This is a genomic window from Metallumcola ferriviriculae (genome assembly GCF_035573695.1).
Taxonomy (GTDB): Bacteria; Bacillota; JADQBR01; order JADQBR01; family JADQBR01; genus Metallumcola; species Metallumcola ferriviriculae.
Genome location: NZ_CP121694.1, coordinates 1,590,189 through 1,612,975, shown reverse-complemented (window position 1 = coordinate 1,612,975; position 22,787 = coordinate 1,590,189). Strand labels below are relative to the sequence as shown.

Sequence of the window (22,787 nt, the reverse complement as noted above, 5' to 3'; positions counted from 1 at the left end):
TCATTTCCGTCTCCTTTCAAAAGTATCCAGGGGAAAACTATCCTCATAACCCCTTAACTGCATAGCTTGGGCAGAAATTTCCGCTTTATCCAATGCTCTAACCAGCACCAATGCCCCCAGCTTTATAGTGTTAACAAAAGAATGCCTCCAGGTATCATGACCCAGACGTAACTGCTGAGCATTATGTAGACGTGCCGCCTCCAGTAAGAGAATAAATATGTAACGATAACATAAAACCAGTGTTTCCAGCAGTACTGCCGGTACATGAAACCAGCTGGCAGCGGAAATAAATTCGGCCATTGATGTGACAATACTGAAAATTGTGATCAGCGAAACCCCTGAAATAATGCGAAGGGCCAATACTAATCCCTCATGCACACCTTCTATAAAAATAGAAGCTTTGATGCCACCTAAAGACCAACTAACCAAGGGAGTTTGGCCCACCATTATCGCTTTAGTCAACATAAAGAAAATAGCAATCACCAAAGGTAAACCTAGCCGGGCCATAAAAAAACGTATTGGATACCCAAGAAGTATTACCCCTGCAAATACCGTAGTTAATATGGCCAGAGAGCCGTAAATGCCTGCGCCAAACAAAAATAATATCCCAGCCGTAGCCGTTACTAATTTGATTCGCGGGTCAACATAACGAACCACGGAATCCCGATATGCCCAGGTATCATTAAAATAGAGCTTATGTTTCAATCCTGCTCCCTCCTACCAAACGCCTTATGCCAGTAGTGATAGATCAGGAAACCAGAAACAAACCCGCCAAAAGTAAAAATAAAAAGTTCACCTGCACCACCGATTGCCAGAATGGGCTTCCCTGCCGATGCACCTAACTGGACAGCGAAATTTGCAGCCATATCATCGGTACCACTGCTGCCCCTTGGCGCTATTATCAAAGCAGCAATAAGAAATACGGAAAACAGCAGCGACAGCCATAGCACTAAATACTTATAGGGTCTCATTACCATCACCCGCTTGTTTGAAATTCAAACCAATTCTTAACAGTATATCCGGCCTGATTTGTTTTAAATAACCAAATACTCCACCGGTAAAGATGCCTTCCACCAGAGCCAGTGGTAATTGGGTGGGCATAAAGATTAATAAAAACTTCACCCAAACATCCCAAAGAGGTTTTGTATCGTGTAATGCCAAAGCCAATTGCAAAGATGTTACCAAATATACTGCCAAATCTCCAACAAACGCCGAAATTCCTACTGCCAATACTAGGGGCAGTTGCATTTTTCGTAATGATTTAAACAAACCATATGATACAAAGGAACCGACTATACCCATAGAAAAGACATTAGCGCCAAGAGTGGTCAACCCACCATGGGCAAAGAAAACCGCTTGCAGAAAAAGAGCAATAACGCTTAATAATGTTGCCATCCATGGTCCTACAATAATGGCAGCCAAAGGCGTCCCGATAGCATGAGAGCTGGTTCCATAAGGCAGTGGAATGGGAAAAAGAGATATTATAAATACGGTTGCTGCCATTAAACCCACTAAAGGTTTAACCAATTTATCCTCCTTTGCTCTTTTTTTCAGTCGCTTCATCCCTACCAAAACCGCCGGTAAAGACAAGCCAAACCAACCGGCAGCCCATTGAACTGGCAGCGACATCTCCGGCAAATGCATATTAGTGTCCTCCTTTCAAAGTAATTGAATAATAAGGAAAACCCCTTGCAGCAAGCCAAGGGGTTTTAGGCAAAAATACATAGCCATCCCTATCACCCGTAGGATTACGATACGTTTGTAACAGGCAGGTCTCCTGACTATGGATCAAAGCCACACTGCGCCTTCCCGGACTATACAAAGTCCAGTGGCATTTGCAGTAGGCTACCCATTTACAGTGGCGGGGACCGTGCCGTTCCCTTTAAATAAGGTACGGACTTCCCTTTTAAGTCTCTTTGACACCTGTTAGCAACAATATTAAATTATTAGTTATTTTGTACTATTCTCACTCTTTGATAAAATTCCTCTTTCCCATAGGATATTTTTTTTTGATAGGAAACAAGTTCTTCCGTGGAATCAAATTTTTCATTCGGCCCACATTACTCAGATTCAGCTATCTATCAAAAGATTGAAGAAAGAGGTGTAATGGGATTAAGCACATTACACCTCTTGTATATTTTAAAGGGCATCTTCAGCGGATTCACCAGTGCGGATACGAATGGCCTGTTCCACCGGATATATGAATATCTTACCGTCCCCGATTTCGCCAGTATAAGACTGCTTTTTAATAATCTCAACAATCTGCTCCACCTCTTGGTCTCTCACAACCATCTCAATTTTAACTTTAGGTAACAGGTTAATAGTGTATGAACTGCCGCGATAAACTTCTGTTTTACCCTGTTGAAGACCACAGCCGATAACATTGGTAACGGTCATCCCTTTGATGTTATATTGTGCCAATTCATCTTTTACTTCTTCAAATTTTGCCGGCCTGATAATGCACTCAACCTTTTTCATTTGATTACCTCCATGGAAATACTTGCAGCGCTATGTTTCCATTCATGAGTTTTGAAAGCATCCTGCTACTATTACCATAATTATACCACTAGGTGTCTGTACTGCAAGCCCTCCCGCGGTGGTTACCATTGGGGATGGAGCCAATTAAGATGTGCTAGAATAACCTTCTTGCTCTGGTACTTTTAGCTGATTATATTTGCTGGAATAGGAGGGATCTGTTACCCCCAAAGAATAGTCCCTGTAGCCTTCTTCGCCGTGCAATGACTGATCCAGCCCGGCCTCTTCTTCTTCCTGACTAGCTCTAAGTGGAACAATAAGCGATACCAATTTTAATATAAGAAAGGTTGATACGGCGGCCATAGCATAGGTTGCGGCTACCGCTATCAACTGCTTAGTCAATAAAGATCCGTCACCATAAAACAGACCGTTTGCACCTGCTTCGTTAATTGTCGTAGTTGCAAACAATCCGGTGGCAACCGCGCCCCAGGTTCCCCCGATACCGTGGATACCAAATGCGTCAAGGGCATCATCGTAGCCTAGTTTAGCCTTCAATAATGCGACAGAATTATAGCAGAGAGCTCCACCAATCAAGCCAATTATAATGGATGCCAGCGGCGTGACAAAACCCGCCGCAGGAGTTATGGCAACCAAGCCTGCAACAGCGCCGCTGGCTGCCCCCACACTTGTAGGTTTGCCGTAATGACTCCATTCAACAAGTAGCCATGCCAATGCGCCCGCAGCTGCTGCGGTATTGGTATTGATAAAAGCATATGCCGCCAAACCATTTGCGGAAAGAGCACTTCCGGCATTAAAGCCAAACCATCCAAACCATAAAAGTCCTGTACCTATCACTACCATAGGTATATTGTGCGGGACAAACTGCTCTTTACCTACCCTTTTTCTTTTACCAAGAACTAAAGCAGCAACCAAAGCGGAAACACCGGACAAAATATGAACAACAGTACCACCGGCAAAATCAAGAGCGCCAAGTTCTCTTATCCAGCCGCCCACACCCCATACCCAATGAGCAACTGGATTGTAAGCAACCACTGCCCAAAATAAAATAAACAAGGCAAATGCATTAAAACGCATCCTTTCGGCAATAGAGCCAGAAATAATTGCAGGTGTAATAATTGCAAACATCATTTGAAATGCCACGAATACTAAAGCGGGGATAGTTGCAGCATAATCGGGATTTGGACTCCCCCCTATACCACTTAAGCCAATCCAGGACAGGTCACCGATAAGACCAAATTTATCAGGACCAAAGGAAAGGGAATAGCCTACAAGAACCCACTCCACAGAAATAAGTATCAGGGCTGCAAAGCTATACATAATTGTACTTAATACATTTTTCTTACGTACTAAACCTCCATAAAACAGCGCCAGGCCCGGCATGATCATTAAGAAAACAAACGCTGTTGACACAAGCAGCCACGCAGTATCACCAGTATCTATTTTTAACATAAGAAATCCTTCTCCTTAAAAACTATTTTTGTTTATCTATACTCTCTTTAACTACAAAAAAAACAGCACTCAATCCAGTAAAGGAAAAGCACCGTCGCCCTCTTATAATCACAAAGTACACCGTTGTACCTCACAGTTTTAGATTATTACCTTAACCATTTGTAACAAATCTGTTCGCCTTTATAAACTACCTCCCTTTTAAAATACATGTTCTTTGGTGACCTTCCGAACATTCTCCTTAATTGGACCAAAATAAAATACGCCCTCGTTAAGTGCCACGCACTTTACAAGGACGTCTTTGCCCATACATTTATTCGGACAACCTTGCCCGAATGTATTTTGTTAATTACAATTATAACTTTTTTAAAAAAAGCTGTCAACTAAACAAATCGTAAAATCCGTTGGTCTTCTTTGGCTAAAAATTAGTCAGTGACAGTTATGTCTTTGGTCCATTTAACTCCGTCACTATTCCGTGTTATGGTCAAGGTATAAATACCCGCAGCAGCCGCATGTGACGGATCTGCTATTTCTAAGTAAGCGCTGGTTGCGCCATTTGTTAGAGTTACAAATGATGTGCCATTAGTTAGTTCGTAGCTAAAATCTGTTCCGTCGTCAGCCACAAAATTGTCCCTCGCATACTGATTGCCATAATTATCTACAAGGGTTCATTAGGTCTATTCTCTTAACCCGTCGACTGCAATACCAGATACCTTACCTCTTTTTAAAAACCATTATACCTGCCGCACCCAGCAGCGCAGCTGTCCCTGCTGTCCAAAAAGCGGCACCTAACCCGAACCATTTGAATACCAAACCCAGCAGCAGCGGTGATGAGGACTGGCCCACAAAAGTAAAGGAGTTATACAGAGAAGTGGCGGCACCGATATATTCACGGTGTACAGCATCTGTACCCATGGTGTTGATTAATGGCATGATCAACCCCAGGCCGGCTCCAAAGAAAAACAAACTCAAACCACATCCTTGTTGGTCTCACTGGAAGGAAGCCAAAGCAATCGATACTGCCAGCGGAATGCTTACAGCATAGAATAAAAAGGAAAAACGCCAGCTCAGCATGGCAAGACCCCCGCCTATCATGGGGGCAACTACTGCACCGAGGGCCATTGTGCTGCTCATATATCCCATAGCCTTGACCTTCTGTGCCCCTTTGAAAAAATCACCGATTAAGGTCATTGCTACCGGCAGCAACCCGGCAATCCCCACACCCTGAATTGCCCTGAGGATCAACATTACGGTAAAGTTTGGTGCAAATCCCCCTAGCGACCCTGCCAGGCCGTTTATTATTAAGGCGGAACCACCTGTTTGCGGCCCAACTTGTCTATTAACGGACCAACAAAAGACATTGAAAGAGCCGTAGAAGCAGTGTAGACAGCGAGTACCATTCCCACCTGTTCATCAATGATTCCAAATGGACTAACCAAGGCAGGCAGCACCGGCCCCAGCAATGACCCGCCCATCATACCCAGCAGAGCAATACCCAGTATTAAAATAAAGGTTCTGCTCCAGATAGTGTTTTCAGTGGAGTACTGTTTGGTAGCTGATGCTTTATTATTCAAGGCAGTGCCCCCTCTTTTTTCCAAAAATTTCTCGCTAGGAATCATGCGTCACCTGCTAACAAAGTGTAATGATCCTACTTAGTGCAAACCGCTACTCCCAGCGGATATTTTATTCCCTTGCGGGGCGGTTCGAAGGTAACCCCTCGCTGGTAATAAATATCTACCGTCTTGTAAGCGGTAAAAAGCCCTTCAAATTCCTTTACAGTGTACTGGTGTACATGAAACGGTTCTGCACATTCCTTTCCCCGCCCTCGGCCAAAGGGGGTAGACAGCACCAATATGCCGCCGGGAGAAAGCATATCAAATATGTTATTCAAAAACTGCGCATCATCGGTCAAATGTTCAATGGTCTCAAAGCTAAAAATGGTATCAAACCGGCCAAGTTTTTGCGGCAAGTGCGGGTCAATGGCGTCACCTGTTTTAAAGGTGATGCGCGGGTGATTGTAAGTCTTTTTAGCATACTGGATCGTATCTTCATCTATATCTACCCCTACTACATGGCTCACTTCCTTTTTGCAGGCTTTGGCTATCATCTGGCTGCCGTAACCGGCGCCGCAGGCAATGTCCAGCACCCTGCCCCGGGCATAAGGAATAGCGAAATAATAGCGGGCAATGTGCTTCAACAGCATGCCGTTGGTTGGTTTCATCAACTTGGGTATTACCCGCTCTCCTGTCAGTTCTAGCAATTTATATAACACCGCTCTCTTCTAGTAAAGGCATGGTTCCTGCCAGATAATACACGTCTAACCTGTGCATGGCTCGGGTCATGGCGACATATAAAAGCTTGGCATTGAAGTCATTATTCTCAAACCGTTCATTTAAGGCTGCTACCACCACCGCATCAAACTCCAGCCCTTTGGCCAAATAAGCTGGAACCAGCACCAGTCCTCCTGCATAGGATTCGTCATCCCCTGTCAGCAGGGTGATATTGTCAAAGCCTTGCTCAGTCAATAAATTTTTAATTCTTTCACACTCATCCATCGTTTTGACAATCAGCGCAATGGAACTGTAGTTTTCCCTTTTTAACTCCGTGATTTTGACAGCCAGCTCATTTACTAAGTCATCTTCAGCATCATAGCGCTGTATTGTAGGCTTTTGGCCATGGCGTACTACCGGTTCAGCCAACACGGCCCTGCCTTGAGTTCCGGCTTCAATCACTCTATTAGCTAAATTCATAATTTCAATAGTTGTACGATAGCTCTGGCGCAGCATCAAATAGGAACAACCGTCGGGAAATACCTGATCCTGCACTTCCTGCCAATCGTCTACGCCTCTATATGAGTAGATGCCCTGAGACAGGTCTCCCAAAATAGTAAAGTTGGTAGTACTCAAAATGTACCGCAGGACAAAGAACTGAAAAATACTGAAGTCCTGCGCCTCGTCTATTACCACATTATTTATGGTCAGCTCCTCTGCGAATCCTTCCACCCGGGCTTTCAGGTAAAGCAGGGCCGGCAGGTCTTCAATCTCAAAGGTACTCTTTTTTGCTGTGCCTTTAGCCGTGTCAAGAATGTAATGGATGTGGTCCTCTGAGAGGTAATCGCCGGCCAGGCTTAGTAATAATTCTTTTTTGGTCAAGAGCTGCTTGTAATAATGCAGGGCATCCTTTTTTTCAAACCGGGCCAGGTACTTGCGCACGACCGTTTTTGCCGTTTTATCTATACTTGCAAGTTTTCCATCGCGTTCATCCATCAACGCAACAAGCTGCAGGCGCAGTTTCTCCAGTTGTTCTGATAGAACCCTTTCGCCCTCTTCAGACTGTTCCTCAGATTGTTCTTCGGCCATTAGTTCAGACTGTTCCTCAAATTCTTCTTTAACTTCGGCCATCCTTTTGCGAATGGCATTAATCCTGGGCTGATATTCGTTGTGTAGCTGATCATGCAATTCTTCTTTTCGGTTTTTTAACTTTACTGATAAGTTCTGCTTCAGCTGGTCCAGCCGCCTGTGTAAGGGAAGGTGGCCGTTTTCCACCAAGAAAAGGCGTTTTACTTCCTCCCGGGACACTATTAAATATTCTTCCAAGAGAAAGTCCGTATTAGGCAGCATATCCTTCTCAATCTTATTTAAATACTTATCAATCACTACCTTAAACTGCATGGAACCCTTAAATTTGGAAAGCCGTTTGACCTGAACCCGCTCCGCCTCGTCGGCATCTGTCTTCAGCAAAAAACCCAGCTTTTCTTCAGGGGACAAAAGCTTATATTTTTCACCCAGCAGCCGGCGGCAGAATTTAGTAAAGGTGGTCTGCTGCACTCGTTCTACGCCCAGTTCCGGCAGTACGCCGGAGATATAGTTTAAAAACAGACTGTTGGGTGCAATTATCATAAAATTTTCCGGTACGAAATTTTCTTCATAGGTATAAATCAGGTAGGCAATTCTGTGTAAGGCAATGGTGGTTTTACCACTGCCGGCAGCACCCTGGACGATCAATGGCTGCTCCAGGTCCGCCCGAATAATTTTGTTCTGTTCCGCTTGAATGGTCGATACGATGTCTTTCAAACGATTATCTGCATGAGCACCCAGGTGGGACTGCAGGAACTCATCATTGGTGGTGATGTCCACATCAAAGAAATCCAGCAGTTTACCTTCCTCGATTGTAAACTGTCTTTTGAGGGACAGCTCACCGCTAACTGTTCCCGTATCCGTTTGGTAAGAAACCTCACCCAGTCTCCCATCGTAGTAAGTGCTAGCGATGGGCGCCCGCCAATCGATGATTAGCGGTTCATTGTTTTCCTTAAGCAGGGATAGCTTACCAATATAGTATTTTTTACTCTCATTGCTGCCTGTTTCTTGGAAGTCAATCCTGCTGAAATAGGGCTTGTCTTTAGCATGAATCACTTTACTCAGGTTTTCCTTGCTGACATCCAGCAATTTTGCATTTACCAGTATGGTAATATAGCTTTGGCTGCTGTCCAGGAAGTCTAGATCTACAAATGCCTGTTTCTATCATGGGTGAAAACGGGATAACCCCCCTAACAACAGCCTTTGTATTGAGTCTAATGGCACTGGTCGGTTTCCCGGTTTCTTTTCTGGCAGGTTTTTTGGTAGAACGCTTTCAAGTGAAAAAGGTATTGATCTATACGTTCTTGCTGGAAATAGCTGCTATTTTTACCCTGTTAAATACCTACTCCTTAACAACGGCCGTGCTTTTCGGAGTCACTTGGGGAATAGCCGGTGGTTTTGAGAAAATTACACTCAATATCATTTGGCCTAATTATTTCGGCAGGCAGCACTTGGGAAGCATCAGGGGAATCGCTATGATGATAACAGTAATCAGTTCTGCAATGGGTCCGCTACCCTTCGCTGTTGCATACGATACCTTCTTTGGAGGGTATAGGGAAATATTGTTTGTAATTATGCTGCTGCCGCTGCTTGGTGCCGTGGCTGCATTTAGAATGGAATCAACTAAGCAGCGGTGCATCAGCTCATAAACAGCATAATTAAATGTTAATCTTTTCGCTCAAGGATGGATCGGTTAAACGGTAAGGAATTTGGGAAAGTTAATCTATCTCTAGTTGTCCAGTCTCAAGTTATCACAAAAACTGATAAAATTACTGGAGGGTGTTATATGGAACTCGCAAAATCATTATTTTACTTTGTTTTGGCTGGATTATTTGAAATTGGCGGGGGTATCTGGTATGGCTTTGGCTGAGGGAAGGTAAAGTTATTTGGTTTGGACTGTTCGGTGCAGTTATTCTGGCGTTGTATGGTATTATCCCTACATTACAACCAGCCAATTTTGGGCGTGTTTACGCAGCTTATGGCGGTATTTTTATAGCGCTTTCCATTCTATGGGGTTGGAAGGTTGACAATATTATTCCAGACAAGTATGACCTTATCGGGGGACTAATTGCTCTGATTGGGGTGCTGGTGATTATGTATTACCCTAGGGGGTGAACTAATTGTTACGACTAAATAAAGAACACCCTTTAAGCATCTGCCAAATTCAATTACACTTAAGAGAAATTTTGGGAATAATGAATATAGGGCCACCCCTTTCAAGAGGATAACCCCAGGTATCGATAGTTTTTATTCAATTCTTAGATCTACTAAACCGGTCCTTGCAATTTTTTACGTTTCAGATCCGCCTCTTTTATCAGCAGCAGCTGTTGTTTGGGAATTGGCACCCCTTCCTCATATTGAGGCTGGATGAAATAGAGGCAGTCTGTACTCAGAAAGGTATCCGCTTGCTTTATTTCCTTTCCATATTTAAAACATTTATACCCAGCATCCCCTTTGTCCTCTAGCAGGCCGCACTCGCTGCACTTACTCATAGACTCCCCCCTTTTTTTACCTGATTTTATCCGGTTCCTTTCCTAACAAGGTCGGCAAACTCATCGGGAAGGGAAGTGACTTCAATAGCCCGGGCAACAGCTTCATAATCATAAGGCACTTCCTTAAACTGCACTGCCACGGAGCTACCAACCTCAATAAGGGCATATACTGCATTGGGATTGCCGTGCTTAGGTTTCCCCACACTGCCTACATTGATAACAAATTTGTTTCCGGCAAGCACCGTAAAGTACGGCTTATGGGTGTGACCGCAAACTAAAATATCTGCCTCAAATTCATCCAGTATCTCTAGAAAATAATCCTCTTCAAGGTCCTCATACAGATATTCATTTAACCTGCGAGGACTGCCGTGCACGATTAGTCCCCTGTAGTTTTCCGTGTTAAATCTAATCTTTTCGGGGAGATTTCTTAAAAACTCTTTATTTTCCCTGGTGGTCTCCTCTTTCGTCCAGGCAATGGACTGCTCGCCTAAACGTTGGGCATATTCATCCTTATAGTCACAGCCACAGATGATACGCATATTACCCACACCGTCATCATAATTACCCATCACTGTAAGGATTTTTTCCTTCCTAATTAAATCTATTACTTCATTAGGGAAAGGCGCATAGCCCACCAAATCCCCGGCACAGAAAATACGTTCAACATCCTGCCCTTTAATATCTTTCAAAACAGTTTTTAACGCCTTAATGTTGCTGTGAACATCGGCAAATACTGCCAGTTTCATTATGTCACCTCGCAAATTTGTTACGTCATGTTGTCCTGGACGCAATTATCCTTGGGCGGAGCGGGAAAAATATTTCTTTCGGAAACCCAGTGCTACGTTTACCAGTCCGATCATTATGGGCACTTCAATCAACGGGCCCACCACAGCGGCAAAAGCCTGGCCGGAATTAATACCAAATACCGCTACTGCTACGGCGATGGCCAGTTCAAAGTTATTGCTGGCTGCTGTAAAAGCAAGACTGGTGGTTCGAGGATAGTTAACACCCATACGCTGGCTGATGAAGAAGGAAACCAAAAACATCACCAGGAAGTAAATAATCAGCGGTATGGCAATGCGCACCACGTCCATGGGCAGCTGCACGATAATACTACCCTTTAAAGAAAACATGATAACAATGGTAAAAAGAAGGGCAATCAACGCCAGCGGACTGATCTTTGGAACAAATACTTTTTCATACCATTCTTCACCTTTGGCGGGGGCTAAAGTAGCCCTGGTAAGAAATCCGGTAGCAAAAGGAATGCCCAGGTAGATGGCAACACTTTTTGCCACTTCACCAATGGTAATATCCACTTCCATTCCCTGAAGCCCCAAAATATCCGGCAGCAAAGTTATGAAGATATAGGCATATACGGAATAAAACAACACCTGAAATATTGAATTAAAAGCCACTAATGCTGCGGCATACTCATTGTCTCCATCGGCAAGAGTATTCCAGACAATCACCATGGCAATGCAGCGGGCAAGACCGATTAGTATCAAACCGATCATATACTCGGGATAATTGTGTAAAAATATGATTGCCAGGACAAACATCAATACCGGACCAATTACCCAGTTTTGCACCAGAGACAGCCCCAATACCTTGGTATCCTTAAAAACCCTCGGCAATTCCTTATACTTAACCTTGGCCAGAGGCGGGTACATCATTACTATCAAGCCAACGGCTATCGGTATGGAAGTGGTGCCAATGGACATCCGGTCTAACAGGTCCGCTATCCCGGGAAATACATAGCCTATGCCAATCCCTAAAGCCATGGCTAAGAATATCCAAACAGTTAAAAATCTATCTAATAAAGAAAGTTTTTTAGTTGCTCCCTCGGACATTTGAATACCTCCTCAATCTTAAGAAAATTATTAGGGAAAAGTCAACTGCATCCCTTATTGTCCTCCCCACCAGCGGCTTTAACAGCTTCAGGGGTAACGCGGCACTCAACTATAGGTTGCTCTCGAAGTCGTTGTAAACTTTCCACCTCTCGCAGCATCTTACCTTCCGCTTTTAAACCATTCTCCAGGATATTGACACAACCTAACAGTTCGCTGCTCAGAGCTGCCTTGTTAAGCGAATAGAAAATCCACTGGCCCTTTCTTTCCTCATTAACAAGGTCTGCCCCTTTTAAGATGCGCATATGCTGAGAAACGGCGGACTGACTTAATCCAAGAATGTGTTCCAGCTCGCAAACACATAACTCCTGTTCGTTGAGCAGAAAAATTATTTTTAACCGCGTAGACTGCCCCAATGCTTTAAACACCCGCTCCAGCTGTTTCAAAATAAGACGCCTCCTTTCTTTTGGCAAAAGTATAGTATCACGGACATACAATCAACCCACGGCTCCACAAGCAGTCGGAACAGGATAGACTGTTTCCCCAGCAGTCGGTATGGTTATCGGGGCTGCAACCTGCCGCAGAACAGTCCGTGCAGGATGGAAACCTGAATTCTTTTACCTGCTGCCGGAAGTAAGCATAATCCGGGTCAGTCCAAATATTTTTTAGCCGATCTGTATTAATATTGCCGAAAGAATGCTGGTAAAAGGTCTTCTTCCTGCCGTATATATAGCAATCATAGGTGTGCATCATGGCATAGCAGGGGTTCACCTTGCCCTGCCAGTTAACCACCATCGCTTTATCTTCAACAAATTTACAACGTCTTTCCGTACGCAGTTTCATTTGCGGAATTCTCGCCCTCATCATGGCCCATATTTGGTGAAGATCGAATAACTCCGATTCTTCTCTATCATATAAGATCTCATCCGCCATTGACTCATGATAGGGCAGGACATTAGTTACCAGCAGTTCCTCTGCCCCGATATCCGGCAGCAGCCGCACCAGGTCGGGCAGCCGCCGGTAGTTGGACTTCATGGCTACAAACTCGATATTCAAAACAGGTTTATCCAAACCTCGCTCCGCTTTTATCTGCTTCAACAGTTTAAGATTACTATATACCTGTTTAAAGTCTGCGCCTTCTCGAATTTGATTATATTCTTGGTCGTCCGGTCCATCCAATGACACGTAGATTTTTTCCATACCCAAAGCCAGCAGGCGCCTGATGATATCTTCAGAAAGTAATGAACCGTTAGTAATCATTTCTAAATTAAGCTTCTTTTTGGCAAGGGTCTCCAGCATATCCAATGCCCGCGGATGACTGAGCGGTTCCCCGAAACCACCGAAATGCACAGTCTCAAGCTGCTTGAAATCATCCAGTTGTTCCACTAAGTTATTAAAAGTCGCCCACTCCATCTGCCCGGTTCCATCCAGCCAGGAGTGGCGGATGCAGGTGGTACAGTTAAAATTACAGCCGGTGGTAACTTCCAAATACAACTTTTTAGCATTAGGCCTAAGGGGAATAATTTTCAGATCATCGCCATTGGCTATAATTAGATTTCCGGCGTCAAAGCTATCACGTTTTAATTTTTCAACTAAATCAGTTGCAGATATTACGTTCTCTGCCTCTCTTAAAGACATAATTATCCCCCCTTAGTTCCAGGCCATGATTATAACGTTGCAGTAATCAAAGCAGCTGCATCAAATCCAAGCCCTTTGGTTCCTTCACCTGCCATGGAATACGCGTAACTTTTTCAGCCAGGTTCTCCGTTACTTCTGCCAGCCAGACAATTTCCGCCCGGGCCAAACTTTTTAATATCGGGTCCTCTGTGGGCACTCCGGTCCATGTCTGGTTTATTACCCACCAGGCAGGCTCAATACCCGCCCGGCGCAGGTCGTCCTGCAGGCGTGATGCCTCCAGTACCGGAGTAGCTTGGGCCAGAGTGACAACCAATACATGGGTTAATTCCGGGTCACGCAATCGCGGCAGCAGCTGCCGCACTTCCTTTGGTACCTCGCCGGTACTGCGTTCCACTTCCCGATGGTATGACTGGGTATTATCCAGCAACAGCAAAGTGTGTCCTGTGGGTGCCGTATCCAGCACCACAAAACCTTCCTCTACCTTATCAACAACTCGGGCAAAGGCACGAAAAATGGCAATTTCTTCAGTACACGGCGAGGCTAAATCCTCAGCCAGCAGTTGCCGCTCATCTTCATCCATGCCGGCACCGACGGTGTCCATCACTTCCTGCCGGTAAGCCTTCAATTCCAATTCAGGGTCTATCCTGCTGACGGTCAATCTCCCCTCTCCTGCCGTTTCGGCTCCGGAAAGGGCCATTTCCAAGTGTGCAGCCGGGTCTGTGGTGGAAAGATGCACCGTATGTCCCTGGTTAAACAAAGCCAACGCAGTTGCCGCAGCAACAGTAGTCTTGCCTACACCGCCTTTACCCATTGCCAAGACAATGCCATTTTCCCTTTTTCTCAAGTCGGATACTACAGGCTTGAGGCCGGTAAGAATATCTTTTAGTGCGGGGGCATTCCGGTGTCCCTGCCCCTGGGATGCAGCTTTTTCCATCAAGGCAGATATTAAGTCGGAACCGTAGGCCAGCTGATCTGCTAAAAGCCGTAATCCCTCTAGACCCACCGGTGCCACCGGGAGTAAGGGGACAATGCGAAGCGGTACGCTTTTTAAAGCTTGCGGCATATTTTCCAACGCCTGGGCTTGCCGCTGTTTCAAGCTTGCTCCCGCATCATCGCTTTCCCCACCGGTAAACACCCCATTTATAATCAGCCGCTGGCACTCAAGGCCCAGTTCCTTCAATTCATCGCTGGCCCGATAAGCTTCGGCCAGAGATGACTCTTCCGGTCTAGCCACAAGAAAAAGCATAGTAGCGTCGCCATCCGTAATGGCCGCCACTGCATGCTCATACTGCTGCCTCTGCTCTTCGAGACCGGCAAGGGGCCCAATACAGGAGGTACCGTGCTGGTTTTGACCGAGAAAACCGGTCCACGCCTTGGGTAAAGACAACAGCCTTAATGTATGGCCTGTTGGTGCCGTATCAAAGACAATATGGTCATAGTGCTCCCGATAATCTGCTTGGTCAAGCAGCCGGCAGAACATATTGAAAGCAGCTATTTCCACAGTGCAGGCTCCCGAAAGCTGTTCTTCCATAGAAATAATGGCCTCATCAGGCAGAACCCCGCGATACGGCTCCACGACACTCTCCCGGTAGTCTCTGGCGGCTTCCTCCGGATCAAGGTTCAATGCCCATAATCCCGCAACCGCCGTCTGGGCGGGGTGCTGAGATACCTTCATTTCCAAGACATCGTCCAAATTGGATGCAGGGTCGGTGCTGACCAGTAGAACTTTTTTCCCGTTCTTGGCTGCACTGATTGCGGTGGCGCAGGCAATAGACGTTTTACCCACGCCCCCTTTTCCTGTAAAAAATAAATATGGCGTCAATGCTAACGGTTCAATCAATTAATTACGACCTCCTACCAGTTGCGCAGTTCATCTTTTGTGGGATACCTGCCGGTGAGTTTTACCTCACCATCCACTACGATAATGGGAAGTACTTTCTGTCCTTGCTCCTTAAGTAATGTCTTTACCGTTTTGTCGATGGCAAAAACCTCTGGACTCTGGGAAAGATTGTAGCGGTACACCTTTACCCCCTGGTCAGCTAACTTTTTCAAGTCGCCGGCCATTCTCACCAATTCCTGGTCCGGACTGGGCCCACAAACACCGGTGCTGCAGCACATGGCAGGCTCATATAATGTAATGCTTTTCACAACCATCCCTCCACTGCATATTAGTATATGCTAATTTAATTGTATTATATTACGATCGGCTTCCCCAGTCAATCATTTTTATTAAACAATTGTCATTTGAGCTGTGATTGAATTACCTTTATTCCTTAAACAATGCTCCCAAATATCATTCCCGATACCGATGCCATAATTACCACCAGTGCGATATATGTTAATGTCTTTTTAGTCCCCAGCACACTGCGAATTACCAACATATTTGGAAGGCTTAAAGCAGGTCCGGCCAACAATAGCGCCAACGCCGGCCCCTGCCCCATTCCGGCACCCAGCAGCCCCTGCAGGATCGGCACTTCAGTCAGGGTAGCAAAGTACATAAATGCGCCCACAATGGAAGCAAATAAATTGGCCGCCAGGGAGTTACCACCCACTGCCGTGGAAATCCAATTAGATGGAATAATGCCCGCCTCAGTTCCGGGGCGGCCCATTAAAAAACCTGCGGCCAAAACGCCAACCAACAGCAGCGGCAGTATTTTTTTTGCATAATCCCAGGATTCCATCACCCAACCGGTCCTTTCTGCCTTACCAAACCAGCGCCACAGCATATAGCCCAAGATTAACAGTAGACCTATGGTAACGGGCCAATGCACCCGATAAACAGCATACCAGAATCCCTCCGGCGACTGGGGTTTGGCCCAGGCAGCAAAAATTAGTATTAGTACCAAATTGGCAAAATACATTAGGTTTTGCCAGCCGCTTCTTTTTTCCTCTTCACTGGTAGCAGCGGTAAAATCTGCCCGCTCCCGGCTCTGGTCTTCCTTTCCGTAAATAGCTGTCATTGTTAATCCAATTATTACGGCAAAAACCACAGCCCCAACAGCTCGAGCCAAACCCAGCTGCCATCCTAGAATACGGCCGGTAAGAATTATGGCCAGCACATTGATGGCCGGACCGGAATATAAAAAAGCGGTGGCTGGTCCTATACCTGCGCCCCGCATATAGATACCGGCAAAAAGCGGCAGTACCGTACAGGAACAGACAGCCAGGATAGTGCCGGAAACGGAAGCAACTGAATAAGAAACCCACTTTTTAGCCTGGCTGCCGAAATACTTGAGCACCGCCTGCTGAGAAACAAAAAGGGAGATTGCTCCGGCGATAAAAAACGCAGGAATAAGGCAGAACAGCACATGCTCCCTAGCGTAGTCTCCCAGCATGGCAAAGGATTCCAGCAGGGCCGCCTGTATTTTGGGATTACCGAAAGGTACAAGGTAAGCGGCTAAAAATACGCTTAAATACAGTAAGAACTTTTGCCATTCTTTCATGAAAAACCACCTCTTTGATAAGTATATTCTTATCTGCTTATAATGTTGCGGGAAAAAGGCACCCTTTTCAGGGTGCAGTAGCAGGTTTAGCTGTCCAGTGCCGAAGTTATTATCTGGGTCAGTTCAGCTTTAGAAGGTACCTTCCCCGACATTTTAACCTCACCGTCAATCAATAGTCCCGGAGTCATTAGAACACCAGCCTTGGCAATTTCTTTAATATCCGTAACTTTACTCACCGCAGCATCCAAAGCCATTTCCTGTACAATCTCTTTAGCCATGCTTTCTAATTTCTTGCAGTTTGCACACCCTGGTCCCAATACTTTGATTTCCATAAATCACTCACTCCTTTAATTGATAGGGTGTAAAATTTAGATTAACGTCCTGTGCTCAATATTTCAGTAGTCCCTTGCACCTTCCGCTAACAGCATGTGCCGCGGCTGAAGCTGCAGCCCCCGCTCGAACCATCGTCACCCTGATAGCTGATGGCTCTTTGAGGACATTCACTTTCACAACCCCGGCAACCATGAACACAATTCTCAGGGTTGACTACAACCGGCACATTTTCCCCATTCTCATACACCCCGTGCGGGCAAAACTCTACGCAAACCATGCAGTTATTACACTGCTCACCCACCTTCGGGAACCAAGTAGCGGACATAGTTTCACCCCCTCTCCCTTTGTACCTCGTTATTATCTACACATTCACCACATTACCCAAGCACTTCAACAAGTTCCTCCAGCGCTTCCCACAAACCGGAATTGGCCGGTTCCTTCAAAGGACCGCAGTTTTCAATATTCTGCTGCCCCTGTAGCAGTTTAGCGGCAAAGGCCAAGCAAGTCGGTTCCTCACATTGACGGCAGTTTGTTTTCGGCAGCAGTTCATAGATTTGCAGAGCATTGGGTTTTACCCGTTTTTTGTAGTTAGGAGCAATCCGGTCTTTGTTTTCATAGGTTTCATTAATTAAAGCTTTTGTTTCATCCAGCACTTGAAAGGCATCAGTAGTATTTAAAGCTTTGGTAAGAGTCAATTCTTCCGGATAGAGATTTATTCGCCGGAACTCCTTATTAAAAGTAAAGGTGCGACCGTGATGATTATACAGGCCGTTATCCAGTACGGCATTGAGATAAAGGAAAACTTCACTTATATCCCTGGGCAGTCGTGCTTTTAAGCGAATTTTCTTGGCATCAGCCAGACAGTCACCTATCCAGGTCACTTCGATACGTTCCAAAAACATCATCTTTCCCCTTTCATTAACCGACCGGCTAAACAGGGAATTTCCTTTTTTAACTGCGGCACAATAATCTTAAGTACAAATGTCAAGGCCTCATCGGGCTCTTTGTCCAAGGCAAATACGCTCCACGGTGAGCAGTTGTTCCCCATCCAGCACAACCAGTGACTTCTTTTTTCTATCCATTCGCACCACTCCCGTTTTACACTCTTGCGACAATTTCCGCCACTGCCTCCAGAAAGCAGCTCACATCATCAACAGTCGTATGATGGCCAAAGCTCACCCGGACAGCACCCACTTTTTCCGTTCCCGTAATCCTGTGGGCCTGAGACGCACAGTGTAAGCCGGAACGCACTGCGATGTCATAGGCACTGTCCAGGGCATACGCCACCTCCTCTGCCGGCAGGCCGTCTATATTAAAGGAAATTACAGGCACCCCTGACTGCTGGTCATGAGCACCGTAAAGCAACATCTTATCCTTAGCCGCCAATTCCCGCCAGGCATATTTAAGAAGCTTTTCCTCATGTTTACGGATTTGTTTAACCCCTTTGTGCAGCAGCACTTTCGCGGCAGGCCCAGGCCCGCCATACTAGGAATATTTTGAGTCCCCGCTTCATACCTGTCAGGCAGATAGCCGGGCATCTCTTCCATAATAGAATCCCCTCCGGTCCCCCCTTCCTTTAAGGTTTCCAGTTTCACCCCATCCCTAATGTACAAACCACCGGTTCCCATCGGTCCCAGCAGCCCTTTATGCCCGGTAAATGCCAGCATATCAATATTTAATTCTTTCACATCAAGGGGCAGACACCCGGCAGTCTGGGCAGCATCAATCAATAACGGGATACTGTGCCTGCGTGCTACCTGAGCAATTTGCCGAATAGGCAAAATCGTACCGGTTACATTGGAAGCATGGAGCATTATAATACGCCGGGTATCTTTTCTTATCATTGATTCCATGTTATTCAAATCAACTTCCCCGGCTAGGGATACGGGTACAGCACTAATTTCCACACCGTTTTCCTTCTCCAGCCTTTTTAGTACCCGCCACACGGCATTATGCTCCATATTGCTGGTAATGACATGACCGCCCTTGTTTAACAAGCCTTTCAAAGACAGGTTTATTGCTTCAGTGACGTTAGCAGTAAAAATGATTCTTTGCGGATCAGAGATATTAAACAACTTTCCCAAATCCATTCTGGTACGCCAGACCAGTTCATCAGCTTTGAGAGCCTGCCGGTAAGCACCGCGCCCGGCATTGACACCAATTTCCTTTAGAAACTCTGTAACCGCCGCAGTTACTTCCGGTGGTTTTGGGTAGGATGTGGCTGCATTATCAAGGTAAATCACGAGTAACCCCTCCGTAAATTTATGAATACTCTCTGCCCTACCTATGCATGCCAGAAAAAATATACACCCACTAACAGCAGGGCAGCCCCTGCAGCCTTATTAAGCATTTCCTGGTAGCGTTGAAATCTGCCTAAATTCTTTACCAGCCCGGTAAAAGTGCCGGCCAACACCACCGGCACCCCGCGCCCCAGTCCGTAGAAAAAGAGCAGCAGGGCACCATAAAGAAGCTTCCCTTTAGCAAAGACAAAGGTGAGTATTACCAGTAATATGGGCGTGCCGCACTGGTTTCCCACCAGTCCCATTACCGCCCCAAGAAAAAATGAACTGAGGTAGCCGGTCTTTTGGGGTCTTTGTACCTGAAAACGATTAAATATGCTTGTGGAGATATGTAAATAACCCATCATATGAAGGCCGACTAGAAAACACACCAAGGCCACTATATAGTAGAGAATGGAATTGGCCAGGCCGAAAATACCGCCGAATAAGGCAATAGTCACTCCAAGCACCACAAAGGTGGCGGACGAACCCAGGGTAAAAAACAGCGCCAACGCAAAGCCCCGGGCGCGGGAATAATTAAAGTCACCGCCGACATAAGCCATCAGTACCGGTATCATGGAAAGATTGCAAGGACCAAGGCTGGTGATTACCCCGCCAAGAAAGATAATAATGATGGCCACAAATGAGTAGTCAGTTAAATACCTGGCCGCCAGGTCTGAAATGGCCTGTTCCATTTACATGTCCCCCTCGTAGATGTCTATCAGAAACCTGGCCATTTTTTCAGGGGTAATTACTCCGACCTCTTTCGTTACCTCTTTTCCCCCGCCGTCAATTAACACCGTGGTAGGTATATACTGAATTCCATAAGTCTTATTCAATTCATTGTTTCGGGCATCACTGACCAGTGCGTCGACAAATACCACCTTTCCCTCGTACTGCGGTTTTAATTGATTGTAGATTTCCATCATTTCCACACAGGACTGGCATGTATTTGAATGAAATAGCAGCCATACCGGTTTTCCTTCCGCTTGCGCCTGCTGCAGTGTCTGGTAAACCGGTGAGGCCTCCAGTGTAAAGTCTACGGGTTCTATAGTGTTTAATTTCACAATCGCCCCCAATAGAAACAGCCCCAATATCACCGTTGGAATCAATGCCTTTTTGTTTACCGCCATCTCCCATCCCCCCCAAATATTTCTATTTAAAAGTTTCTTTGTACCGCTTGAAACAATGTTTCTTTCTCCTCCCGCTTCATAATCCAATCCACCAGAAAACCCATAATGATTATCCCGGGGATATTTATCAGCCAGCGGCTGACAGCAAAGGCATGACCCATGGCAGACATTTCAAAAAGAAACATAGGAATTTTTAGTGTTGACCATGCACCCAAAAAGGTAATAACATTGGAAAACTTGGCCCCTTTTTTTATCATCATCACAGCCACCGGAAATGCCCCGTAAAGAGGGCCGGCTGCTGCTGCGCCCAGAAATATGCTTAAGAATATGCCAACAACCCCCGAATTATCGCCCATAAACTTGACAATGGTCTCCCGGGGCACCCACACATCTAAAAGTCCGAGAAGAATAAAGATGGGTGGAATTACCGCCAGCATCTGTCGAAAGTTATCCCAGGTATTTTCAGCTACCAGGGCACCGCTTGCAGGATTAGCAGCGGCAATGATAATATCCACAGCGACAACTAGTATGACCCACTTGTATTGTTTAAGATATTTCATGACAGCAGCACCCCAAGTAAAAGAGCAACAACTATAGCATAGATAAAGCTCAGTCCATTTCTTAGAAAAGTCTGTTTCCGGCCAAAATACTTAATTTCCACCGGCAGAGTAACAACGCCCACCATCATCAAGGTAGATACAAAGGCAGCTATGGGCACCAGCCCCGCACCCTGATTTAAAAGAGAAGCTGCTAGAGGGAAAGCTACAAAGCCCGGAATTAAAGTAACTGACCCAATGATTGCTGCAACTGCTACTCCCAAAACGCCCGACTCATTTCCCAAAAACCGTCCTATAATTTGCGGCGATATGTAAGTCATCATTAATCCTACTAAAAGCAGTACCATTGCAAGGTCGGCAAATATGTTGCTAAAAGCCTTGTACGCTTTTTTTACTGCCTGCTTGGTCTTGCTGCGATTGCTTAGAAAAGATATCAATAACCCCAAGGCAGAAGCAATATATAAAACCCCGGTGAAAGACATTTTATCAGCTCCTATAATTAGCCTGCATGAGCCGGCTTTGCGGCTTCATTGTCAACCCTGCCCGCAGGTACCAGCACCTTTGCTAAAATTACCAAGAACACCAGGCCCGCGCCGTAGATTAGGAATAAACGGGTCATGTCCAGACTATCGATTATCCTGCCGCCGATTGCAGTACCAATACCACCGCCGCCCATGAAGCAGAAAGCTACTAAAGACATGGCCGCACCGCGGGCTTTTTGCGCAAATTCAGTCGCTATGGTTAAAAGAGAGGAATGTGCCAGCATAAAGCCCAGCCCGAGCAGAGCTACAGCGATAATTAAAAGATAAAGGTTGGTACCCAGGAAAGACACCATTAGCTCGGCTACGGCTGCAAAAACAAGTCCCATGCTAAGTACTACAGTACGCCCGGATTTAGCCGCAAGTCTACCGCTGATTCGCCCGCCGATAACTGCAGCAATACCAAAAGCAGTCATAATGAAACCGATTAACAGGTAATTAAACTGGTATACATTTTCTATATACGCACCCAAGTAAGAAAATCCACCGACGATAAAAATCCCTTCCAATAATACTGTCAGGTAAGTAAATGCACTGCCCTTAGAGCCCAATAATGCCTTATAAGGAGCAAAAAACTTTGCATCTTTATTCTTTCTAGAAGGTATCTCCTTGGCAACTGTAAGAAGCAACACCAATGGCACCAAAGCCAATACCGCATAAACGGCAAAAACGCCGCGCCAGCTCAAAAAGTACGCAATGGTACCGCCTATGGCCATACTTAACCCCTGTCCTAGAAAGGATATTCCCATAAAAGTGCCAATAGCACTCTGGCGTTCCTTCAATGGAAACAAATCACCAATTAACGCTAGAGAAACCGGCATTACCGAGGCAGCAAAAGCACCGGTCAATGCCCGGTAAATCGCCAAGTCTGTTAAGCCAACCCCAATAGCACATAAGCCGGTGGCCACAGTAAAAAACAACATAGAAGCAGTTATTACCTGCCGCTTACCGTACCGATCCGCCAGCGGTCCAAAAATCAGCTGCAAAAGACCGAAAGGAATCATATAAGCGGTAATCAGCAGCCCTGCCTCACTGATTTCCAAGCCAAGGTCATTGGCTATTGCGGGTAATATAGGTGAAACTACCCAGTTGTCTGCCATAACTACAAAGCCGGCAAGTCCTAGAACGCCGATAAACTTGTTTGTTTTCATTTTCTCACCCCAAAACTATATAAGTATTTTCGAATATAATTATATATCATTGCTAGGAGTTTGAAAAGACTTCTGGT

General features: G+C 45.6%; 28 protein-coding genes, 2 pseudogenes and 1 riboswitch. Of the genes and pseudogenes, 2 read left to right on the top strand and 28 right to left on the bottom strand.

Annotated features, from left to right (window positions below):
• From cbiQ to helD, 11 genes are all read right to left on the bottom strand, one after another.
• Positions 1-705 carry a cobalt ECF transporter T component CbiQ gene (gene cbiQ / locus MFMK1_RS08135; protein ID WP_366924613.1) on the bottom strand — a complete coding sequence of 235 codons (705 nt, stop codon included), beginning with the start codon at positions 703-705 and terminating at the stop codon, positions 1-3.
• Positions 702-971, bottom strand: coding sequence for a hypothetical protein (locus MFMK1_RS08130; RefSeq protein ID WP_366924612.1), 270 nt, complete (start codon positions 969-971; stop codon positions 702-704). Before MFMK1_RS08130 ends, cbiQ begins: the two co-directional genes overlap by 4 nt.
• On the bottom strand, positions 958-1,644 hold the full coding sequence (locus tag MFMK1_RS08125) for an energy-coupling factor ABC transporter permease (RefSeq protein ID WP_366924611.1): 687 nt from the start codon (positions 1,642-1,644) through the stop codon (positions 958-960). The genes MFMK1_RS08130 and MFMK1_RS08125 overlap by 14 nt, the downstream gene beginning before the upstream one ends.
• Positions 1,645-1,750: 106 nt before the next feature.
• Positions 1,751-1,942, bottom strand: a riboswitch (cobalamin riboswitch).
• 197 nt (positions 1,943-2,139) lie between these two features.
• A complete protein-coding gene (locus MFMK1_RS08120; RefSeq protein ID WP_366924610.1) occupies positions 2,140-2,478 on the bottom strand; it encodes a P-II family nitrogen regulator in 339 nt (112 codons plus the stop codon).
• A gap of 144 nt (positions 2,479-2,622) precedes the next feature.
• Positions 2,623-3,945 (bottom strand): ammonium transporter, encoded by a 1,323-nt coding sequence (locus MFMK1_RS08115; RefSeq protein WP_366924609.1) that lies wholly within the window; start codon positions 3,943-3,945, stop codon positions 2,623-2,625.
• A gap of 422 nt (positions 3,946-4,367) precedes the next feature.
• Positions 4,368-4,565, bottom strand: a complete 198-nt coding sequence (locus MFMK1_RS08110; RefSeq protein WP_366924608.1) for a hypothetical protein — start codon at positions 4,563-4,565, stop codon at positions 4,368-4,370.
• Positions 4,566-4,656: 91 nt separating this feature from the next.
• Positions 4,657-4,908: an MFS transporter gene (locus MFMK1_RS08105; RefSeq protein WP_366924607.1), complete on the bottom strand. Its 252-nt coding sequence runs from the start codon at positions 4,906-4,908 to the stop codon at positions 4,657-4,659.
• 24 nt (positions 4,909-4,932) lie between these two features.
• Positions 4,933-5,190 (bottom strand): MFS transporter, encoded by a 258-nt coding sequence (locus MFMK1_RS08100; RefSeq protein ID WP_366924606.1) that lies wholly within the window; start codon positions 5,188-5,190, stop codon positions 4,933-4,935.
• Positions 5,191-5,243: 53 nt separating this feature from the next.
• Complete coding sequence (locus tag MFMK1_RS08095; RefSeq protein WP_366924605.1) at positions 5,244-5,516, bottom strand: MFS transporter; 273 nt, start codon at positions 5,514-5,516, stop codon at positions 5,244-5,246.
• A 74-nt stretch (positions 5,517-5,590) separates the two neighbouring features.
• The gene (locus tag MFMK1_RS08090; RefSeq protein WP_366924604.1) at positions 5,591-6,202 is read right to left on the bottom strand and encodes a class I SAM-dependent methyltransferase; all 612 of its coding nucleotides are present in this window, start codon (positions 6,200-6,202) and stop codon (positions 5,591-5,593) included.
• Position 6,203: 1 nt separating this feature from the next.
• Complete coding sequence (gene helD, locus MFMK1_RS08085; RefSeq protein ID WP_366924603.1) at positions 6,204-8,387, bottom strand: RNA polymerase recycling motor HelD; 2,184 nt, start codon at positions 8,385-8,387, stop codon at positions 6,204-6,206.
• 62 nt (positions 8,388-8,449) lie between these two features.
• Here helD and MFMK1_RS08080 point away from each other — a divergent pair, with 62 nt between their 5' ends.
• Positions 8,450-8,947 carry an MFS transporter gene (locus tag MFMK1_RS08080; RefSeq protein ID WP_366924602.1) on the top strand — a complete coding sequence of 166 codons (498 nt, stop codon included), beginning with the start codon at positions 8,450-8,452 and terminating at the stop codon, positions 8,945-8,947.
• A 137-nt stretch (positions 8,948-9,084) separates the two neighbouring features.
• Positions 9,085-9,413 (top strand): annotated as a pseudogene (locus tag MFMK1_RS08075) (YnfA family protein).
• A 152-nt stretch (positions 9,414-9,565) separates the two neighbouring features.
• On the opposite strand, the gene MFMK1_RS08070 reads toward MFMK1_RS08075, so the two are convergent.
• The 17 genes and pseudogenes from MFMK1_RS08070 to MFMK1_RS07990 form a co-directional block, all read right to left on the bottom strand.
• A complete protein-coding gene (locus MFMK1_RS08070) occupies positions 9,566-9,790 on the bottom strand; it encodes a hypothetical protein (protein WP_366924601.1) in 225 nt (74 codons plus the stop codon).
• A 26-nt stretch (positions 9,791-9,816) separates the two neighbouring features.
• Entirely contained in the window at positions 9,817-10,536 is a 720-nt protein-coding gene (locus MFMK1_RS08065) for a metallophosphoesterase family protein (protein WP_366924600.1), read from the bottom strand.
• Between the two features lie 45 nt (positions 10,537-10,581).
• Positions 10,582-11,640, bottom strand: coding sequence for an ACR3 family arsenite efflux transporter (gene arsB, locus MFMK1_RS08060; protein WP_366924599.1), 1,059 nt, complete (start codon positions 11,638-11,640; stop codon positions 10,582-10,584).
• 41 nt (positions 11,641-11,681) lie between these two features.
• Positions 11,682-12,083 carry an ArsR/SmtB family transcription factor gene (locus MFMK1_RS08055; protein WP_366924598.1) on the bottom strand — a complete coding sequence of 134 codons (402 nt, stop codon included), beginning with the start codon at positions 12,081-12,083 and terminating at the stop codon, positions 11,682-11,684.
• 37 nt (positions 12,084-12,120) lie between these two features.
• The gene (locus MFMK1_RS08050; RefSeq protein WP_366924597.1) at positions 12,121-13,275 is read right to left on the bottom strand and encodes a tungsten cofactor oxidoreductase radical SAM maturase; all 1,155 of its coding nucleotides are present in this window, start codon (positions 13,273-13,275) and stop codon (positions 12,121-12,123) included.
• Positions 13,276-13,321: 46 nt separating this feature from the next.
• The gene (arsA, locus tag MFMK1_RS08045; RefSeq protein WP_366924596.1) at positions 13,322-15,115 is read right to left on the bottom strand and encodes an arsenical pump-driving ATPase; all 1,794 of its coding nucleotides are present in this window, start codon (positions 15,113-15,115) and stop codon (positions 13,322-13,324) included.
• A gap of 14 nt (positions 15,116-15,129) precedes the next feature.
• The gene (arsD, locus tag MFMK1_RS08040) at positions 15,130-15,423 is read right to left on the bottom strand and encodes an arsenite efflux transporter metallochaperone ArsD (protein ID WP_366924595.1); all 294 of its coding nucleotides are present in this window, start codon (positions 15,421-15,423) and stop codon (positions 15,130-15,132) included.
• 125 nt (positions 15,424-15,548) lie between these two features.
• Positions 15,549-16,718: a permease gene (locus MFMK1_RS08035; protein ID WP_366924594.1), complete on the bottom strand. Its 1,170-nt coding sequence runs from the start codon at positions 16,716-16,718 to the stop codon at positions 15,549-15,551.
• 86 nt (positions 16,719-16,804) lie between these two features.
• Positions 16,805-17,050 carry a thioredoxin family protein gene (locus MFMK1_RS08030; RefSeq protein WP_366924593.1) on the bottom strand — a complete coding sequence of 82 codons (246 nt, stop codon included), beginning with the start codon at positions 17,048-17,050 and terminating at the stop codon, positions 16,805-16,807.
• Positions 17,051-17,136: 86 nt separating this feature from the next.
• Complete coding sequence (locus MFMK1_RS08025) at positions 17,137-17,376, bottom strand: 4Fe-4S dicluster domain-containing protein (RefSeq protein WP_366924592.1); 240 nt, start codon at positions 17,374-17,376, stop codon at positions 17,137-17,139.
• Positions 17,377-17,428: 52 nt separating this feature from the next.
• On the bottom strand, positions 17,429-17,956 hold the full coding sequence (locus MFMK1_RS08020) for a (Fe-S)-binding protein (protein WP_366924591.1): 528 nt from the start codon (positions 17,954-17,956) through the stop codon (positions 17,429-17,431).
• A 193-nt stretch (positions 17,957-18,149) separates the two neighbouring features.
• Positions 18,150-19,294, bottom strand: a pseudogene (locus tag MFMK1_RS08015) (aminotransferase class V-fold PLP-dependent enzyme).
• A gap of 41 nt (positions 19,295-19,335) precedes the next feature.
• The gene (locus tag MFMK1_RS08010) at positions 19,336-20,025 is read right to left on the bottom strand and encodes a cytochrome c biogenesis CcdA family protein (protein WP_366924590.1); all 690 of its coding nucleotides are present in this window, start codon (positions 20,023-20,025) and stop codon (positions 19,336-19,338) included.
• Positions 20,026-20,463 carry a TlpA family protein disulfide reductase gene (locus MFMK1_RS08005; protein ID WP_366924589.1) on the bottom strand — a complete coding sequence of 146 codons (438 nt, stop codon included), beginning with the start codon at positions 20,461-20,463 and terminating at the stop codon, positions 20,026-20,028.
• Between the two features lie 26 nt (positions 20,464-20,489).
• Positions 20,490-21,023 (bottom strand): permease, encoded by a 534-nt coding sequence (locus MFMK1_RS08000; protein WP_366924588.1) that lies wholly within the window; start codon positions 21,021-21,023, stop codon positions 20,490-20,492.
• Positions 21,020-21,502, bottom strand: a complete 483-nt coding sequence (locus MFMK1_RS07995) for a permease (protein ID WP_366924587.1) — start codon at positions 21,500-21,502, stop codon at positions 21,020-21,022. The genes MFMK1_RS08000 and MFMK1_RS07995 overlap by 4 nt, the downstream gene beginning before the upstream one ends.
• Positions 21,503-21,519: 17 nt before the next feature.
• On the bottom strand, positions 21,520-22,710 hold the full coding sequence (locus MFMK1_RS07990) for an MFS transporter (protein WP_366924586.1): 1,191 nt from the start codon (positions 22,708-22,710) through the stop codon (positions 21,520-21,522).
• Positions 22,711-22,787 lie beyond the last annotated feature (77 nt).

Bases quoted from the DNA above. Each gene is read 5' to 3' on its own strand.
- MFMK1_RS08100 (WP_366924606.1), bottom strand. From the start codon at position 5,190: ATGTTGATCCTCAGGGCAATTCAGGGTGTGGGGATTGCCGGGTTGCTG.
- MFMK1_RS07995 (WP_366924587.1), bottom strand. From the start codon at position 21,502: ATGTCTTTCACCGGGGTTTTATATATTGCTTCTGCCTTGGGGTTATTG.
- MFMK1_RS08010 (WP_366924590.1), bottom strand. From the start codon at position 20,025: ATGGAACAGGCCATTTCAGACCTGGCGGCCAGGTATTTAACTGACTAC.
- MFMK1_RS07990 (WP_366924586.1), bottom strand. From the start codon at position 22,710: ATGAAAACAAACAAGTTTATCGGCGTTCTAGGACTTGCCGGCTTTGTA.
- MFMK1_RS08115 (WP_366924609.1), bottom strand. From the start codon at position 3,945: ATGTTAAAAATAGATACTGGTGATACTGCGTGGCTGCTTGTGTCAACA.
- arsB (WP_366924599.1), bottom strand. From the start codon at position 11,640: ATGTCCGAGGGAGCAACTAAAAAACTTTCTTTATTAGATAGATTTTTA.
- MFMK1_RS08050 (WP_366924597.1), bottom strand. From the start codon at position 13,275: ATGTCTTTAAGAGAGGCAGAGAACGTAATATCTGCAACTGATTTAGTT.
- MFMK1_RS08080 (WP_366924602.1), top strand. From the start codon at position 8,450: ATGCCTGTTTCTATCATGGGTGAAAACGGGATAACCCCCCTAACAACA.
- MFMK1_RS08065 (WP_366924600.1), bottom strand. From the start codon at position 10,536: ATGAAACTGGCAGTATTTGCCGATGTTCACAGCAACATTAAGGCGTTA.
- MFMK1_RS08025 (WP_366924592.1), bottom strand. From the start codon at position 17,376: ATGTCCGCTACTTGGTTCCCGAAGGTGGGTGAGCAGTGTAATAACTGC.
- MFMK1_RS08125 (WP_366924611.1), bottom strand. From the start codon at position 1,644: ATGCATTTGCCGGAGATGTCGCTGCCAGTTCAATGGGCTGCCGGTTGG.
- MFMK1_RS08120 (WP_366924610.1), bottom strand. From the start codon at position 2,478: ATGAAAAAGGTTGAGTGCATTATCAGGCCGGCAAAATTTGAAGAAGTA.
- MFMK1_RS08000 (WP_366924588.1), bottom strand. From the start codon at position 21,023: ATGAAATATCTTAAACAATACAAGTGGGTCATACTAGTTGTCGCTGTG.
- MFMK1_RS08005 (WP_366924589.1), bottom strand. From the start codon at position 20,463: ATGGCGGTAAACAAAAAGGCATTGATTCCAACGGTGATATTGGGGCTG.
- MFMK1_RS08130 (WP_366924612.1), bottom strand. From the start codon at position 971: ATGAGACCCTATAAGTATTTAGTGCTATGGCTGTCGCTGCTGTTTTCC.
- MFMK1_RS08020 (WP_366924591.1), bottom strand. From the start codon at position 17,956: ATGATGTTTTTGGAACGTATCGAAGTGACCTGGATAGGTGACTGTCTG.
- MFMK1_RS08030 (WP_366924593.1), bottom strand. From the start codon at position 17,050: ATGGAAATCAAAGTATTGGGACCAGGGTGTGCAAACTGCAAGAAATTA.
- MFMK1_RS08035 (WP_366924594.1), bottom strand. From the start codon at position 16,718: ATGAAAGAATGGCAAAAGTTCTTACTGTATTTAAGCGTATTTTTAGCC.
- MFMK1_RS08070 (WP_366924601.1), bottom strand. From the start codon at position 9,790: ATGAGTAAGTGCAGCGAGTGCGGCCTGCTAGAGGACAAAGGGGATGCT.